The following is a 14,398-nucleotide window of genomic DNA, read 5'->3' as shown; positions in this document are numbered from 1 at the left end:
TGCGCTGAGGGCTAGCGCGCAATGCTTCGCGTGAGCCGGGGCATATAGCAGCCGAGCGCGAGTGCGCGATAGGCATAGCCCGACAGCAGCGCGATCCATACGCCGTCCGCCGCCATGGGGCGCAGCGCAAGGTCGGTGAGGACATAGGCGGCGGTGGCGACAACCGCGCTGTTGCGCAGCGCTCTGCCCTCGGTCGCGCCGATGAAAATCCCGTCGAGCAGCCATGCGGGCGCTCCGATCAGCGGCACGAGCGCGGTGAAATGGAGCAGGCTGCCCGCCGTAGCGCGCACCGCCTGATTATCGGTGACGAACGCGATTACGGGCACGCCGCTGATCCAGATCAGCAGTGCGAAGATCAGCCCCGCGCCAAAGGTGAACTCACCCGTCAGGCGGATCGCGCGCAGATAATCGCTATGCGACCCCCTGCCGATCGCGCCACCGATCCGCGATTCGGCAGTGAAGGCGAACCCGTCGAGCACGAAGGCGGAGATGCTGACGAACTGCATCAGCACCTGATTGGCGGCGAGCGGCACCGTGCCCAGCCGCGCGCCCGCATTGGCGAACCATGCGAACATCAGCAGCAGGGCGATGGTGCGGATCATGATATTGGCGTTCACCGCGAACAGGCGGCGGATTGCAGGTGCGGTGAACAGGCTGGCTCGCTGCGTGCGGATCGCGGCAATCGCGCCGGGGCCGAGCACATATACGGCAATGCCAAGCCCCGTGGCAAGCGCTGCCCATTCGGCGATCGCGGTGCCGAGCCCCACGCCCCCTGCGCCCATGCCAAGCCGCCAGACGAACAGGATGTCGAGCGCGGCATTGATAAGGTTCATGACGATCTGGAGCAGCAGCGCCGCGCGCGTGCGGCCCAGCCCCAGCAGCCAGCCATTGATCGCGAAAACGCCAAGCGAAGCAGGCGCCCCCCAGAAGCGTGCCGCGACATAGCCTTTTGCCGACGCGTCCAGCGCCTCCCCGCCCGCCAGCAACGCAAAGGCGGCGGGGATCAGCAGCCATTGCAGCGCGAACAATGCAGCGCCGATGCCGAGGCCAAGTGCCAGCCCCCGCACCAGCATCGCGCGCACTTCTTCGCTATCGTCCGCGCCCAGTGCCTGCGCGGTCATGCCGGTCATCCCCATGCGCAGGAAGCCGAAGGTCCAGAACAGGAAATTGATGACCGTGGTGCCGAGCGCCACCCCGGCGAGCGCCGCCGCATCGCCGGTCCGCCCGATCACCACCGTATCGGCAAGGCCGACGAGCGGCACCGTCGTCTGACCCAATATGATGGGCCATGCCTGTGCGAAGATCGCGGCGCGGCTGAGAGGGCGGGCGGTCATGTCCGCGCCGCTTTATGGCGGAGCGGCGGCGATTGCCACCGCCGCTTGCCGGTTTATTCGGCGGCCTGTTGCCGGTCCGCAGACCCCGTGAGCCTTGCCTCTTCCGCGATCATATAATCGCGCGTGATCGGCAAAGTGTGGCGGTTGCGCGCATATTGCACCTGAAAATTGACCATCTCGTCATAGCTGAACGCCGTTTCCGCCCCTGCGAGATAGTAGAGCCACATGCGGTAGAAGCGCTCATCGTACAGCTCGATGATCTGCTCCTTTGCCGCAACCGTGCGGTCGTACCAGCTTTTCAGCGTATAGCCGTAATGCAGGCGGAGCACCTCGACATCGGTCACGAACATATGGTTCGGTTCGTTCGGCGCGATCATCTCCGACAGTGCTGGGATATAGCCGCCGGGGAAGATATATTTCAGCGTGAAAGTATCGGTGACGCCCGGAGGGCCCATGCGGCCGATCGTGTGGATCAGCATCACGCCTTCATCGGTGAGCAGCTCGCGGCATTTTTTGAAGAAGACCGGATATTGCGGCGTTCCGACATGTTCGAACATCCCGACCGACACGATCCGGTCGAATTTGCCGTCGATATCGCGATAATCGATCAGCTGGAATTTGACCTTGTCGGCAACGCCTGCCGCTTCGGCGCGCGCCTTTGCGATCTTGATCTGCTCTTCGCTCAGCGTGACGCCGAGCACCTCGACCCCGTATTTCTCATGCAGATACAGCGCCATGCCGCCCCAGCCGCAGCCGATATCGAGCACCTTCATACCCGGCTTCAGATACAGCTTGGCCGCGATATGCGCTTTCTTGTCGAGCTGCGCCTGTTCCAGCGTCTCGTTTTCCGGATCGGTCCAATAGGCACAGCTATATTGCCTGTCAGCGTCGAGGAAAAGGTCGTACAGCCGCTCGGACAGATCGTAATGATGCGCGACATTCTGTTTCGACGTCTTCGCCGCATTGCGGCTCTGCACCTTGTGCGCGATGGCATTCATCACCCGGCGCGGCATGCTGGCGCCCAGCGTGCTGCGCTTGTCTTCCCATGCGTCATTGGCGCGGGCCAGCACGATCAGGTCGCGAATATCGCCCTGTTCGACCTCCAGCCGACCGTCCATATAGCTTTCGGCGGCACCCAGCGCGGGATCGGCGAGGATCTGCGTGAAGACCTTGCGATCCTTCATCCGGATCGTCACCGATCCGAGTTCGGGGTCGGGCGTGCCGAAGGTACGCTGCCTGCCATTGGGGAAAATGACGGTCAGCTCACCGCGCTGTACCATCCGGTCTAGAAATCGATCGATCAGTGCCATGGCGCGGAATTAGTGCGTTCGCGCGGCGGATTCCAGTCTCAACCGTACATTATATCCCGGCATACCAGTCATAGCCGGCAATATCCTCCCAAAGTCCCCCTTTTCCGCCGCCGATTCCGGCAAGCGAGGCGACCGCTTCGATCCCCATAACGTATTTTGCGTGCTTATATCCCAGCTGCCGTTCGACGCGCAGGCGTACTGGCGCGCCATGGCCGACCGATAGCGGCGCGTCGTTCATCGCCCACGCCAGAATCGTTTGCGGGTGAAAGGCATCGATCAGGTCGATCGATTCGTAATAGGGAACCGTGCCGCCGCGATAGCGGTCGGCGCAGTGGAACACGATATAGCGCGCCTCCGGCTTCAGCCGCGCGGCGTCGAGCAGCATCGACAGGCGGGGGCCCGTCCATTTGCCGATCGCGCTCCACCCCTCGACACAGTCATGCCGGGTGATCTGGGTCCGGGCGGGAAGCGAGCGCAGCCGGTCGATCCCGATGTTGAGCGGGCGTTCGACCAGCCCGCCGATGTTCAGCCGCCAGTCGGCGAAATCATTTGCGGCGAGCGCGTTATACGCATCGGTATTCGGATTGCGCGTGCCGTTGGTCCGGAATCGCGGCGACATTTCCGGCGCGGCATATTCGCGGGCAAGCGCGTTGCGGTCGCTCACCAGCCGTTGCAGCGTCCGGTTCGCATCATCGCCCGAATAGAGGATTTTGCGGAAGGTCTCGTTGCGGCCCAGCGCGTCGCAGCCCGAAAGCAGCCCGCCCGCGCCCGCGATCAGCCCCGTCGTCACACCGCGCCGGGTGAACAAGCGGCTCATGCGTCTTCTCCTTCGGGGATTTTCCACCAGCCGGTGATCATCGCGCGCACCTCGCGGATCGGTCCGGCAAGGATGACGAGCGTCAGGTGCACGATGATGAACAATACGATCAGCGCGGCGGCGATGAAGTGGATCGATCGCGCCGATTGCCGTCCGCCGAACAGATCGAGCAGCCATGGCCATGCGGCGTCGATCCCCGGGGACATGGTCAGTCCGGTTCCGATCAGCACGGGCAGCAGCACGAAGATGACGGCGGCATAAGACAATTTTTGCAGTATGTTGAACGCGCCGGGATTGGCGGGATCGTGAAAGCGAAAGGCGAGATGCTGCTTCATATCGTGCCACAAATGGCGCGGCGCGACCTCATGCGCGCGAATGCGCAGATCGCGCTGAAAATGGCGATTTATCAGGCTCACCAGCATGAACAGCAGCAGGCCGAATGCGAGCAGCAGCGCGAAAGTAAGATGCCAGCGCCGGGCAAGCGCCAGATTATAGGTCGACGGAATCGTCGCCCATCCCGGAAAGCGCGAAAAGCTGATCCACGGATGGTCGTAATTCGCGCCATACTGGCCCCAATATAAATGCGGATGCGCGTTCAGGATCATCAGCCCCGACCCCAGCATGACGAAGATCGTCACTGCGCTCACCCAGTGCCAGACCCGCGTCGGCAGCCGGTGCCGATAGATTTTTCCGTCGCGCTTTTGCCGTTCCATCGTCCGTTCCCGCTCGCTGGCCCGTGGGCATGGCCGAATAGCATGCCTGCCCTGCTTTGTCGGCGCTTGATTGTGCAGCATAAAGACGCGACTAGATGAACCATGGCTGACATGCATTTTTACGAGCCCGCAAACGGGCATGGTCTCGCCCATGATCCGCTGAATTCGATCGTCGCGCCGCGGCCCATCGGCTGGGTCAGCACGCTGAGCGCGGAGGGGGAGCGTAACCTTGCGCCCTATTCCTTCTTCAACCTGTTCAACTATCGCCCGCCGGTGATCGGTTTCTGCTCGGTCGGGTGGAAGGACAGCGTCGCAAATGCAAAGACGACCGGCGAATTCGTCTGGAACCTCGCAACCCGCGAGGTGGCAGAGGCGATGAACCGGACCTCCACCATGCAAAGGGTCGATGAATTCGACCATTCGGGGCTGGAACAGGCCCCTTCCAGACTGGTGAAGCCGGGCCGGGTCTCGGCGTCGCGCGTCCAGTTCGAATGCCGGACGAGCCAGATCGTCCAGCTGAAAACCGCTGCCGGGGGCGATATCGAAAGCTGGCTGGTGCTCGGCGAGGTGGTCGGCATTCATATCGATCGCGACCTGATCGTCGACGGCGTGTACGACACGGCAAAGGCCCGCCCGATCATGCGCGGCGGCGGCCGGGGCGATTATTTCGAACCGGGCGAAAAATTCGAAATGCTGCGCCCCGAATGACGCCGGGCCGCCCCCGGTGAAGCGAGTCCATTCGCGTCCGCCCTCGGCATGGGTCGCGGCGCTGCTCTGGCGAAGCTATTGGGGGCTGCCGACGCTGATGGTGGCGCTTGCGCTGCCGCTGATCGTGTTGCTGCTCCATGCCGATGCGAAGGGCGCGGGCAATGCGCTCGCCGCGCTCGGCTGGCCGTTCGATTTCGGCGGGAGTGCGGCGCAGAGCCTCGCCTCGTCGCTGGTGACGCTGTATGGCGCGCTCGCCACGCTCTATTTCTCGATCAGCCTGCTTGTGCTCACCATCGCGGCGAGCAATCTGGGTGTCCGGCTGATCGATCGCTGGATTTCGCGGCGCACGACACGCGTGACGCTGGGGCTGTTGCTGGTCGGGCTGGCCTGGGCGGTGCTGGCATTGCTGGCGGTCGATCCTGACGGCGCCGCGCCGCGTATTGCCCGGCTGACCATCGCGACGCTCGCCTGTCTGACGCTGCCCTTATTGTGCTGGCTTTCCTACGCGTTGCACGATCTTGGTCGCACGATTCAGGTCGATACGGCGATCGCAGCGCTGGGCGCCGATGCAGTACAGGAGGCGCGTCCCTATTCGCGCGCCTGCGACAGCGGCCCCGATTGCGACTGGGAAAGCGGCGAGGCGGTGACCGCGCGGCGCAGCGGCTATGTCGAAACGATCGACCTTAATACGGTCGCCGATCATGCCGGGCGTGCGGGCGGATATTTCCGGCTCGAGACCGGGCAGGGGGCGTTTGTGATGGCGGGGGACCGGCTGGGCACTGCGCTGGGTTGCGACGCTGCCTGCCGCAACCGGATCGGCCGCGAATTCGCCATCGGATCGTTTCGCAGCGCGCCGCAGGGCGCGGTTTTCTATGTCCGCCTGCTGGTGGAGATCGCCGCGCGGGCATTGTCGCCGGCGGTCAATGATTTCTACACCGCGCGCGCCTGTGCCGACACGCTGGGTGCGGTGATGGCGGCGCATGGCCGGCTGGGGCAGGGGGATCAGTGGATCGGCGACCGAGACGGTGCGGCCCGGTTGCTGATCGTCCGGGCACGCTTCGCTGCGATCTTTGACGGGCCGCTCGCTGCCTTTCGCCAGTCAGCGGCGGCCTATCCGGTCGTCGCCTCGCGCCTGCTCGACATGTATGGGCGCGTGCTGGCGCGTGAGATCGACCCGGTGGTGCGCGCCGCGATTATTGAGCATCGCGCGATCCTGCTCGCCCATGCGCTGGCCAAGGCCGAGACCGAAACCGATGCCCGCGCGCTCACCGACGCCGCTCAGCCATAGGCCCGCCAGAAAAAGGCGAGCGTCACCGTCGCCGTCCATAATAACGTCCAGATTCGGATCGGCGTTGCGGGCACGCGCCGTCCCAGCGCCGCCGCGCTCCACCCGCCGACCAGCGCTCCGGCGAGCATCGGCAGGCACGCCCACCATGCTACCATCCCGAAGCCGATAAAGATGAACGCCGCCGCGCTGTTGGCGATGGCGAGCATCAGCGTGCGCGCCGCGAACATCTCGCGCGGGGTGGCTCCGGCGAGCAGGCCGTAGGTCGCGGTCATCATCATCCCGATCCCGCCGCCGAAATAGCCGCCATACAGGCCCAGCAGCCCTTGCGCCGCGAACAACGCGGTACGCCCGATCGTCACCCGCGCCTGCAGCCAGCGCGCGGCGCCTTTGCCGAACAGCAGGATCAGAAAGGCAAGCAGCAACAACCAGGGAATGATCAGGTCGAAGACGTCTGTCGGCGTCAGCACCAGCAGCACGCTGCCGATCAGCGCGGCGGGAAAGGTGATGGCGGCGAGCTGCAACGGCCGCGCCTCCCCGACCGGGCCGAGCTCGTCGCGAAAGGTCAGCGCGCTTGCTGCCGCGCCGGGCAGCAGCGCGAAATTCGATGTCGCATTGGCGTTGGTGGCGGGAAGGCCGAGCGCGATCAGTGTCGGCATGGTCGCGAAACTGCCGCCCCCGGCAAGCGCGTTCATCGCCCCGCCCAGAAAGCCGCCCCCGACCGCCAGAAGAATCGTGGCGAGGTCCATGGCGAGCGCCTTAGGCGAGCGGCGCTCGCTTGGCGAGCCGGTCGCTGACGCGACCAGCCGTTATAAAATGGGGTGAATGGCGACCGGAAAGGGAACGCGAACAGCATAAAGGCATTGGGCTGTCATGCCGCCACAATATTCGGTCGGCATATGTATTGCGTATCAAAGAGTGTTGGAGTCGATGATGAAAGGCCAGCGCGATCCCCGCGAGCGGCGCTATTCCCCCTCGCTGCGTGTGGCGGCGGAAGCTGTGTACGGCACGCGCGCCCGACCGGCCTTCGCTCCGGCGATCCCGCTCGATTCGCGGTCCGAACCCGGCCTTGGCGACGAGCTTCATATGCGCGAGCGGCACATCGCCTGACGCGCGTCGGGAGCGTCTTATCCACCGGGCAAATCGTCATCGCGAGAAGCGAAGCGACGAAGCGATCCAGCGGCACGCGCGCCGCTATGGATTGCCGCGCCCTTTCGGGGCTCGCAAGGTTTGGGGTGGTGCCAGATGGCCACGGCCCCGGCCTTCGCCGGGGCGACGATTGTGGAAAGATGCGGTGCATACAAGCCGCTGAGACCATGCGTCGCCCCGGCGAAGGCCGGGGCCGATGGCGTATGGCGCTATGATTGCACGGAGCGGTGGCGGTCGGGTGCGGCGGTCTGGATCGCCTGACGTCGGCACCATAGGTTCGGATCGACGCACCCTGGTCTCAGTCGTCGCTCCCGACCCCCGGTTCAGGCAGGACCGGCGGCGTGGAGTCCATATAGGTCAGAAAGCTTTCCCAGATAAAATGGGCGCGCTCCCGCGTCAGCTCCAGCTTGCAGCCGAGCGCCATCGCGCCCCGGATCGTGCCGCTCTGCCAATAGCGGTAGATATTGTCGCATTGCGCATCGCGATATTTTTCCCACGCCTTTTGCGCGGCGTCGAACCCGGTAAGCAGTTCTTTTTCGGTCGCGGCCGGCGGGTCGCCTGCCCCCTGCGCCACGCGTTCACGCGCGGCTGCGAGATAGCGATCCAGTTCGGCCTGCGCGGCATCCACCTGATTTGCCAGACACTGATTGACCGCAATGGTCGTGCTGCCCTCACAAGGGTCAGTCTTGCCCCCGGCCTGCATCGGCAACAGCGCCAGCAGGGCAAGCGCGGCGATCATGCCTCCTGCACCGCCGCTTGTGCCGCCATCCGGTCGAGCTCGGCGCGGCTCTTCTTCTCGCTCGCGGTTTTCAACTGGCCGCAGGCTGCGTCGATATCGCGCCCGCGCGGGGTGCGGACGGGTGCCGAAATCCCGGCTTCGAACACGATATTGCTGAACGCGCGAATCCGGTCCGGGTCCGAACATTCATAGGGCGCGCCCGCCCATGGGTTGAACGGGATCAGATTGACCTTGGCCGGCAGGCGATATTTGCGCAGCAGGCGGACCAGCTCGCGCGCATCGTCGTCGCTGTCATTCTTGTCCTTCAGCATCACATATTCGAACGTGATGCGCCGGGCATTGTTTGCGCCGGGATAATCGGCACATGCCTGAAGCACGTCCTCAATCCCGTATTTCTTGTTCAGCGGCACGATCTCGTCGCGCACATCCTTGTTGGTCGCGTGCAGCGACACGGCAAGGTTCACGCCGATCTCTTCGCCGCACCGTTCCATCATCGGCACGACGCCGCTGGTCGAAAGCGTGATTCGCCGCTTCGAAAGCGCCAGCCCGTCGCCGTCCATGACGAGCTTCAACGCCAGCTTCACATTCTCGAAATTATAGAGCGGCTCGCCCATGCCCATCATGACGATGTTGGTCAGCATCCGCCCCTCGGGCTGGCTCGGCCATTCGCCCAGCGCATCGCGCGCCAGCATTACCTGCCCGACGATTTCGCCCGCGGTCAGATTGCGGACGAGCCGCATCGTGCCGGTGTGGCAGAAACGGCAGTTGAGCGTGCAGCCGACCTGACTCGAAACGCACAGCGTTCCCCGATCGGCATCGGGAATGAACACCATTTCATAATCCTGCCCGTCGGGTGAGCGGAGCAGCCATTTGCGCGTACCGTCGGTCGAAACCTGCGCCTCGACCACGTCGGGGCGGCTGATGACGAAGCGTTCCTCCAGCCAGGGATGCTGCGCCTTGGCAATGTCGGTCATCTTCGTGAAATCGGTGACGCCGCGATTATAGATCCAGTGCCACAGCTGTTTGGCGCGCAATTTCGCCTGACGCGCGTCCCAGCCCGCCGCCTCCAGCGCTTCGCGCACCGATTCTTTCGACATGCCGAGAAGGTCGATACGGCCATCGGCGCGCGCGGGCATGGCGCGCGGAACGGGCACGGGGTCGATATGCCCCGGAATGGGCATTGCGGGCTGCGAAGCTGTCTGCATGCGCCGCTATATACGCGATGGCGCGCGCAATTGCTAGCTGGCCGGATTGGCGCCCTGCCGCGTCAGACAGGTAAGCGCGGCGGCATCGATCGCGCTCGCCGCGCCGTCCAGCGCATAAAGATCGGCAAAGGGGCTGCCGCGCCGGTCGACCGCCGCGACGCGCATTGATCGGCCCGCGCGAATCGCAGCGACGATTGCTGCATCGGTCGCGGGGTTCGGCGCGTCGGCGATCCGGTCCTTCGCGATCAGCGCGAACCGCCGGTCGCCGACAAAAAGCGTCACCGCCGCCCCCGGTCTCGCCGCGCGGCTCAGCCGGAACTGCACCTCGCCCCGGCGGCCGAGCGTCGGCCAGTCGCCGATCGCGGCAAAGGCATCGCTACCGCGCGGGCGAACCGGCTGCGCGATCGCATAGCAGTGCGGCGGCGGCGAATCGCGAAACGCGCCCCAGCCCTGATATATGCCGATCGATTCGCGCTGCGGGGAAGTTGCCCCGATCAGCGCGATACCCGCGATCAGCGCGGCAAGCGGCTTCACGCGGGCGCCTTGCCGCTTCCGCGATGGATCAGGCTTTCGACCCCGGCTTCGATCCGGACGATCGACCCCTGCGGCAATCCCTCGGCAATCGGTGCGCGATATTCGGGATGGGTATCGGCACCCGTCATCACCCCGCGCAGCACCCGGCTCGACATGCCGTGCATGATGACCAGCCGGTCGCCGGGCGAATCGCTTTCCGCCAGCCATCCGCCGACCCGCGCCGCGATCGAATCATAGCGTTCGCCATCAGGCGCCGGCTGCAACAGCCCGGTTGCCGGGTTGATGACCGGGCCGACTTCGCGAATCACATCGTCATAATAGCGCCCGCCCCAGCTCCCCATGCCGATTTCGACCAGCCGGGGATCGGTTTTCGTATCGTGCCAGTCGAGTTCCAGATGCTCGGCAATCACCGCCAGCGTCTGCAGCGCGCGCCCCGTCGGCGATGCCCACAGGGTCAGCGTGGGACGCGGTCCCAGTTCGGCGCGAAGCGCGCGGCCCATTTCGTCCGCCTGTATAAATCCGTTTCGAGTCAACGGGGTATGGACGGCGTCGCCCTGCAACCGCCGCGCGGCGTTAAAGACGGTTTCGCCATGGCGGGCGATAAAGTCCCGACCAGCTCTCTCGCGACTAGATTTCATACCCCCCATTTCAAGAGCCTGTGGCGCAAAAGCAACGCTTTTTCCCGTTTATCTGGGGTTCATGCAACGCAACGCTTTTTCTGCGCATTACCGCCATCCCAACCAAGCAAAGGGGCCTCCCAAAGTACGGGAGGCAGTAGAAGATCGTTAAGGAGTTTTTTGTATGCGTACGCTTACCATGACCGCGATTGCGGCAGTCGCCACCGGCGCTTTCGCCGCTCCTGCCATGGCGCAGGATATCCCGTTCAACGGTCCGCGTATCGGCGTCATCGCCGGCTATGACGGTATCCGCCCGGGCAGCAGCGAAGACAGCGATATCCAGGGTGACGACCAGACGGTCGACGGTTTTCAGTACGGTGTCGATGCCGGCTATGACGTCAATCTGGGCAGCGCCGTGATCGGTGTCGAAGGCGAAGTCGCCGATTCGACCGGCAAGGTGAACCCGTATAATGGCGAAGCCAATTATTTCGGCTATGGTCAGGTAAAGACCGGCCGTGACCTGTATATCGGCGCGCGCGCCGGTGCGCTCGTCACGCCCTCGACGCTGCTGTATGCGAAGGCGGGCTACACCAATGCCCGGCTCGACCTGACCGCGCAGGACGCCGAAACCGAAACCGGCCGTCACTTCAATCTCGACGGCTATCGCGTCGGTGCGGGTGTCGAGCATCAGTTCGCGGGCAACCTCTATGGTAAGGTCGAATATCGCTATTCGAACTATGGCAAGGCCCGGTTCGAATATGCCGATGGCTCGAACACCAACAATTTCGATGTCGATACCGACCGTCATCAGGTCGTTGCCGGCGTTGGCATGCGCTTCTGATCGAAGCGTGCCGTTCGAATTTCGAACGCAAAAGGGGTCGGAGCAGCTTGCTCCGGCCCTTTTTCGCGTTAGAGAGGCAATGATGAGCGAATTGCCGTCGCCGGAATCACTTGACCGGCGGCACAGGACATAAATGGGCGTTATGCCCGGGGGTTGAAGATGAAGGCGACGATCGAACGTGCAACCTTGCTGAAGGGGCTGAGCCACGTTCAGTCAGTGGTCGAGCGGCGCAACACGATCCCGATTCTTTCGAACGTGCTGATCGATGCGAGCGGCGAGGGTTCGATTCGCCTGATGGCGACCGACCTTGACCTGCAGATCGACGAAACCGTTGCTGCGGCGGTCGATCAGCCGGGCACCACGACGGTATCGGCGCACACTTTGTTCGACATCGCCCGCAAGCTGCCCGAGGGCGCACAGGTCGAACTTTCTGCAGCAGAGGGTAAGCTGAAGATCAGCGCGGGTCGCTATTCCTCCTCGCTTCCGACGCTGCCGCGCGACGACTTTCCGGTGATTGCCGAGGGCGATCTGCCGACCGTTTTCGAGCTTCCCGCCGAAACGCTGAAGCAGATCATCGACAAGACGCGATTCGCGATCTCGACCGAAGAGACGCGCTATTATCTGAACGGTATTTTCTGGCACGTCGCCGATGACGAACAGCCGGTGCTCAAGGCTGCGGCGACCGACGGTCACCGCCTCGCCCGCGTCACCGTGGTTCGCCCCGACGGGGCCGAGGGGATGCCCGACATCATCATCCCGCGCAAATGCATCGCCGAGCTGCGCAAGCTGCTCGACGAGGTCGATGGTTCGGTCGGCGTATCGCTGTCGCCGTCGAAGATTCGCTTCGATCTGGGTCAGGCGATCCTGACGTCGAAGCTGATCGACGGGACCTTCCCCGATTACAGCCGCGTCATCCCGACCGGCAATGACAAGCTGCTCAGGCTCGATCCAAAGGCGTTCATGGAAGGCGTCGATCGCGTCTCGACCATCGCCACCGAAAAAACCCGCGCGGTGAAGATGACGCTCGATCGCGACAAGATCACGCTGTCGGTCACCAGCCCCGAAAATGGCGCTGCCGCCGAGGAAGTCCCCGGCGATTATGCCGCGCAAGGGTTCGAAATCGGCTTCAACAGCCGCTATCTGCTCGACATTCTGAACCAGATCGAGGGCGATATGGTCGAGGTCCACCTCGCCGACGCTTCCGCACCGACGCTGATTCGCGAAAATGAAAAATCGCCGGCGCTCTACGTGCTGATGCCGATGCGCGTCTGATTCGGGCGGGCGGCGGGCGAAGCGCCTGCCGCCGCTTTCATGCGGGCGGCGCTAACCGCGCTGCGCTTTCGCCCCGAAAATCGTCATTGCGAGGCCCGCAGGGCCGCGGCAATCCAGTGTTGTCGGGCGCCCCGCTGGATTGCTTCGCTTCGCTCGCAATGACGGTGTGGAGGATGGGGCGGCCCGCTCCCGCCCGCCTTACTGCGCCAGCAGCGCGCTCGACTTCGCCTTGCCAGCATCGCGGACCGCGCGCGCTTTGGCGGCGCCTTCGCGGCGGACCAGCTTGGCTTCGGTCTTCAGCGCGTCGGCGCGGACCTTCAGCCTTTTACCCTCGAACGTGCCTGCCTGACCGGCCTGTTCCTCAAGCTGCTCGGCCTGCGATTCCATCTCGCTCGCCTTTTTGTCGGCGGCGGCTTCGATCGCATCGGCCTGCGCATCGGCGGCATCGACGATTTGCTCAGCCTGTTTTTCCTGCGGCGTCTTGGGCGAGCAGGCGGTGAGCGACATGCCGGCAGCGGCCAGCGCGAGCAGAGGAGTGATGGTTCGCATTGCAGGCTCCGTCTTAAGCGTTAGGGACTGTGCATGGCAATCTCTCGCCTCACCCTTACCGATTTTCGCAACCATGCCGATGCCGTTCTGACGCCCGGACATGGGTTTGTCGTACTGACGGGTGAGAATGGTGCGGGAAAGACGAACGTGCTGGAGGCGGTTTCGCTCCTCGCGCCGGGAAAGGGCCTGCGCCGGGCAAGCCTGACCGACATGGCGCGGCAGGGCGGCAGCGGTGCGTTCGGGGTGGCGGCGCGCATCGAGGGGGAGGTCGATCTCGGCACCGGTACGCGCGCCGATGCGCCCGAACGGCGGCTCGTGCGAATCAACGGCGCGGGCGCGCCCGCCACCGCGCTTGCCGACTGGCTCACCATTTTGTGGCTCACCCCGGCGATGGACCGGATTTTCGTCGAAGCGGCGGGCGAGCGGCGGCGCTTTCTCGACCGGCTGACCATGGCATTGTCGCCCGCGCACGCCCGCCACACCAGCCGTTACGAAGCCGCGATGCGCGCGCGCAACCGCCTGTTGAGCGAAGCCGAAAAGGGCGTTCGCACGCTCGATACCGAATGGCTCGCCGTGCTGGAAAGCGCGATGGCGGAGCATGGCGCGGCGATCGCGGAAGCGCGCGAAGAGGCGGTGCGGCTGCTCGGCGACCGGATCATTGCTGAACCGGAGGGGCCGTTCGCCCGCGCCTCGCTTTCGATCGATGGGTGGCGCGACGAAGGCCGGTTGCTCGCCGAACTGGCCGAGGGGCGTCGCCGCGATGCCGCCGCCGGGCGAACGCTCGCCGGGCCGCATCGCAGCGACCTTGCCGTCACGCATGTGGCGAAGGAGCAGGCGGCGGCGCTGTGTTCGACCGGTGAGCAAAAGGCGCTGCTGCTCGGCATCGTCCTCGCCCATGCCGATCTGGTGGCGGAGCGGGTCGGGCGCGCCCCCATATTGCTGCTCGACGAAGTGGCCGCACACCTCGATCCCGTCCGGCGGGAGGCGCTGTTCGGGCGGCTTGCCGGGCGCGGTCAGGTGTGGATGACGGGCACCGAACCCGCGCTGTTCGACGCGCTCCCCGCCGATGCGACACGCTATACCGTGGCGGGCGGCACCATCGCCTGATTGTTCTCACACCCTCGCCATTGCGAGTCCCGAAGGGGCGCGGCAATCCAGAGCGGGCATATCGCTCTGGATCGCTTCTTTGCTGCGCTTCTCGCGATGACGATGGGGGGTGGGCCAGACCTCGTCACAACGCTATGGATTGACTTTTCGGCAATTAAGCGCCATCTGGCCGCCAGCGACGCGTCATGCAGCGTGATCTGGCCCGGTTAACCCCGTGC

General features: G+C 64.6%; 16 protein-coding genes. 6 read left to right on the top strand and 10 right to left on the bottom strand.

The features are described 5' to 3' along the window. Positions 1 to 11: 11 nt before the first annotated feature. From EV664_RS04050 to EV664_RS04035, 4 genes are read right to left on the bottom strand one after another with little or no spacing between them, the layout of a single operon-like run. The gene (locus EV664_RS04050) at positions 12 to 1,334 is read right to left on the bottom strand and encodes an MATE family efflux transporter (protein ID WP_133494418.1); all 1,323 of its coding nucleotides are present in this window, start codon (positions 1,332 to 1,334) and stop codon (positions 12 to 14) included. 53 nt (positions 1,335 to 1,387) lie between these two features. Then, positions 1,388 to 2,644, bottom strand: coding sequence for an SAM-dependent methyltransferase (locus EV664_RS04045; protein ID WP_133494417.1), 1,257 nt, complete (start codon positions 2,642 to 2,644; stop codon positions 1,388 to 1,390). 49 nt (positions 2,645 to 2,693) lie between these two features. After that, on the bottom strand, positions 2,694 to 3,461 hold the full coding sequence (locus EV664_RS04040) for a molybdopterin-dependent oxidoreductase (RefSeq protein ID WP_133494416.1): 768 nt from the start codon (positions 3,459 to 3,461) through the stop codon (positions 2,694 to 2,696). Further along, entirely contained in the window at positions 3,458 to 4,174 is a 717-nt protein-coding gene (locus EV664_RS04035; RefSeq protein WP_133494415.1) for a cytochrome b/b6 domain-containing protein, read from the bottom strand. Before EV664_RS04035 ends, EV664_RS04040 begins: the two co-directional genes overlap by 4 nt. Positions 4,175 to 4,276: 102 nt before the next feature. Here EV664_RS04035 and EV664_RS04030 point away from each other — a divergent pair, with 102 nt between their 5' ends. Both EV664_RS04030 and EV664_RS04025 read left to right on the top strand, forming a co-directional pair. Then, positions 4,277 to 4,882 (top strand): flavin reductase family protein, encoded by a 606-nt coding sequence (locus EV664_RS04030; RefSeq protein ID WP_133494414.1) that lies wholly within the window; start codon positions 4,277 to 4,279, stop codon positions 4,880 to 4,882. A 16-nt stretch (positions 4,883 to 4,898) separates the two neighbouring features. Beyond that, positions 4,899 to 6,170, top strand: a complete 1,272-nt coding sequence (locus tag EV664_RS04025) for a DUF2254 family protein (protein ID WP_133494413.1) — start codon at positions 4,899 to 4,901, stop codon at positions 6,168 to 6,170. Here the strand turns inward: EV664_RS04025 and EV664_RS04020 are convergent. Beyond that, positions 6,161 to 6,916: a sulfite exporter TauE/SafE family protein gene (locus EV664_RS04020; protein ID WP_133494412.1), complete on the bottom strand. Its 756-nt coding sequence runs from the start codon at positions 6,914 to 6,916 to the stop codon at positions 6,161 to 6,163. The two genes, EV664_RS04025 and EV664_RS04020, sit on opposite strands and share 10 nt — an antisense overlap. Positions 6,917 to 7,097: 181 nt before the next feature. Between EV664_RS04020 and EV664_RS04015 the strand changes: the two genes are divergently transcribed. Continuing rightward, on the top strand, positions 7,098 to 7,277 hold the full coding sequence (locus EV664_RS04015) for a hypothetical protein (RefSeq protein WP_133494411.1): 180 nt from the start codon (positions 7,098 to 7,100) through the stop codon (positions 7,275 to 7,277). A gap of 337 nt (positions 7,278 to 7,614) precedes the next feature. Here the strand turns inward: EV664_RS04015 and EV664_RS04010 are convergent, their stop codons facing one another. Genes EV664_RS04010 through EV664_RS03995 form a run of 4 tightly spaced genes read right to left on the bottom strand, consistent with a single transcriptional unit; the run spans position 7,615 to position 10,432 of the window. After that, positions 7,615 to 8,055 carry a lysozyme inhibitor LprI family protein gene (locus EV664_RS04010; RefSeq protein WP_133494410.1) on the bottom strand — a complete coding sequence of 147 codons (441 nt, stop codon included), beginning with the start codon at positions 8,053 to 8,055 and terminating at the stop codon, positions 7,615 to 7,617. Next, complete coding sequence (rlmN, locus tag EV664_RS04005; RefSeq protein ID WP_229668110.1) at positions 8,052 to 9,260, bottom strand: dual-specificity RNA methyltransferase RlmN; 1,209 nt, start codon at positions 9,258 to 9,260, stop codon at positions 8,052 to 8,054. The genes EV664_RS04010 and rlmN overlap by 4 nt, the downstream gene beginning before the upstream one ends. A gap of 33 nt (positions 9,261 to 9,293) precedes the next feature. Continuing rightward, positions 9,294 to 9,794, bottom strand: coding sequence for a hypothetical protein (locus EV664_RS04000; RefSeq protein ID WP_133494409.1), 501 nt, complete (start codon positions 9,792 to 9,794; stop codon positions 9,294 to 9,296). Then, the gene (locus tag EV664_RS03995; protein ID WP_133494408.1) at positions 9,791 to 10,432 is read right to left on the bottom strand and encodes a histidine phosphatase family protein; all 642 of its coding nucleotides are present in this window, start codon (positions 10,430 to 10,432) and stop codon (positions 9,791 to 9,793) included. Before EV664_RS03995 ends, EV664_RS04000 begins: the two co-directional genes overlap by 4 nt. Positions 10,433 to 10,595: 163 nt before the next feature. Here EV664_RS03995 and EV664_RS03990 point away from each other — a divergent pair, with 163 nt between their 5' ends. Next, positions 10,596 to 11,252 (top strand): outer membrane protein, encoded by a 657-nt coding sequence (locus tag EV664_RS03990; RefSeq protein ID WP_133494407.1) that lies wholly within the window; start codon positions 10,596 to 10,598, stop codon positions 11,250 to 11,252. Positions 11,253 to 11,411: 159 nt separating this feature from the next. Beyond that, a complete protein-coding gene (gene dnaN / locus EV664_RS03985) occupies positions 11,412 to 12,524 on the top strand; it encodes a DNA polymerase III subunit beta (RefSeq protein ID WP_133494406.1) in 1,113 nt (370 codons plus the stop codon). 198 nt (positions 12,525 to 12,722) lie between these two features. Here the strand turns inward: dnaN and EV664_RS03980 are convergent, their stop codons facing one another. Continuing rightward, complete coding sequence (locus tag EV664_RS03980) at positions 12,723 to 13,073, bottom strand: hypothetical protein (protein ID WP_133494405.1); 351 nt, start codon at positions 13,071 to 13,073, stop codon at positions 12,723 to 12,725. Between the two features lie 33 nt (positions 13,074 to 13,106). Here EV664_RS03980 and recF point away from each other — a divergent pair, with 33 nt between their 5' ends. Then, positions 13,107 to 14,180: a DNA replication/repair protein RecF gene (recF, locus tag EV664_RS03975; RefSeq protein ID WP_133494404.1), complete on the top strand. Its 1,074-nt coding sequence runs from the start codon at positions 13,107 to 13,109 to the stop codon at positions 14,178 to 14,180. Positions 14,181 to 14,398 lie beyond the last annotated feature (218 nt).

The sequence above is a fragment of the Stakelama pacifica genome (genome assembly GCF_004361835.1).
Classification (GTDB): domain Bacteria; phylum Pseudomonadota; class Alphaproteobacteria; order Sphingomonadales; family Sphingomonadaceae; genus Sphingomonas; species Sphingomonas pacifica.
Note: the sequence above shows the minus strand (reverse complement) of the source record. Positions and strands in the feature narration are given on the sequence as shown.

Bases quoted from the DNA above. Each gene is read 5' to 3' on its own strand.
- EV664_RS04050 (WP_133494418.1), bottom strand. From the start codon at position 1,334: ATGACCGCCCGCCCTCTCAGCCGCGCCGCGATCTTCGCACAGGCATGG.
- EV664_RS04045 (WP_133494417.1), bottom strand. From the start codon at position 2,644: ATGGCACTGATCGATCGATTTCTAGACCGGATGGTACAGCGCGGTGAG.
- EV664_RS04040 (WP_133494416.1), bottom strand. From the start codon at position 3,461: ATGAGCCGCTTGTTCACCCGGCGCGGTGTGACGACGGGGCTGATCGCG.
- EV664_RS04035 (WP_133494415.1), bottom strand. From the start codon at position 4,174: ATGGAACGGCAAAAGCGCGACGGAAAAATCTATCGGCACCGGCTGCCG.
- EV664_RS04030 (WP_133494414.1), top strand. From the start codon at position 4,277: ATGGCTGACATGCATTTTTACGAGCCCGCAAACGGGCATGGTCTCGCC.
- EV664_RS04020 (WP_133494412.1), bottom strand. From the start codon at position 6,916: ATGGACCTCGCCACGATTCTTCTGGCGGTCGGGGGCGGCTTTCTGGGC.
- EV664_RS04015 (WP_133494411.1), top strand. From the start codon at position 7,098: ATGATGAAAGGCCAGCGCGATCCCCGCGAGCGGCGCTATTCCCCCTCG.
- EV664_RS04010 (WP_133494410.1), bottom strand. From the start codon at position 8,055: ATGATCGCCGCGCTTGCCCTGCTGGCGCTGTTGCCGATGCAGGCCGGG.
- rlmN (WP_229668110.1), bottom strand. From the start codon at position 9,260: ATGCAGACAGCTTCGCAGCCCGCAATGCCCATTCCGGGGCATATCGAC.
- EV664_RS03995 (WP_133494408.1), bottom strand. From the start codon at position 10,432: ATGAAATCTAGTCGCGAGAGAGCTGGTCGGGACTTTATCGCCCGCCAT.
- EV664_RS03990 (WP_133494407.1), top strand. From the start codon at position 10,596: ATGCGTACGCTTACCATGACCGCGATTGCGGCAGTCGCCACCGGCGCT.
- dnaN (WP_133494406.1), top strand. From the start codon at position 11,412: ATGAAGGCGACGATCGAACGTGCAACCTTGCTGAAGGGGCTGAGCCAC.
- EV664_RS03980 (WP_133494405.1), bottom strand. From the start codon at position 13,073: ATGCGAACCATCACTCCTCTGCTCGCGCTGGCCGCTGCCGGCATGTCG.
- recF (WP_133494404.1), top strand. From the start codon at position 13,107: ATGGCAATCTCTCGCCTCACCCTTACCGATTTTCGCAACCATGCCGAT.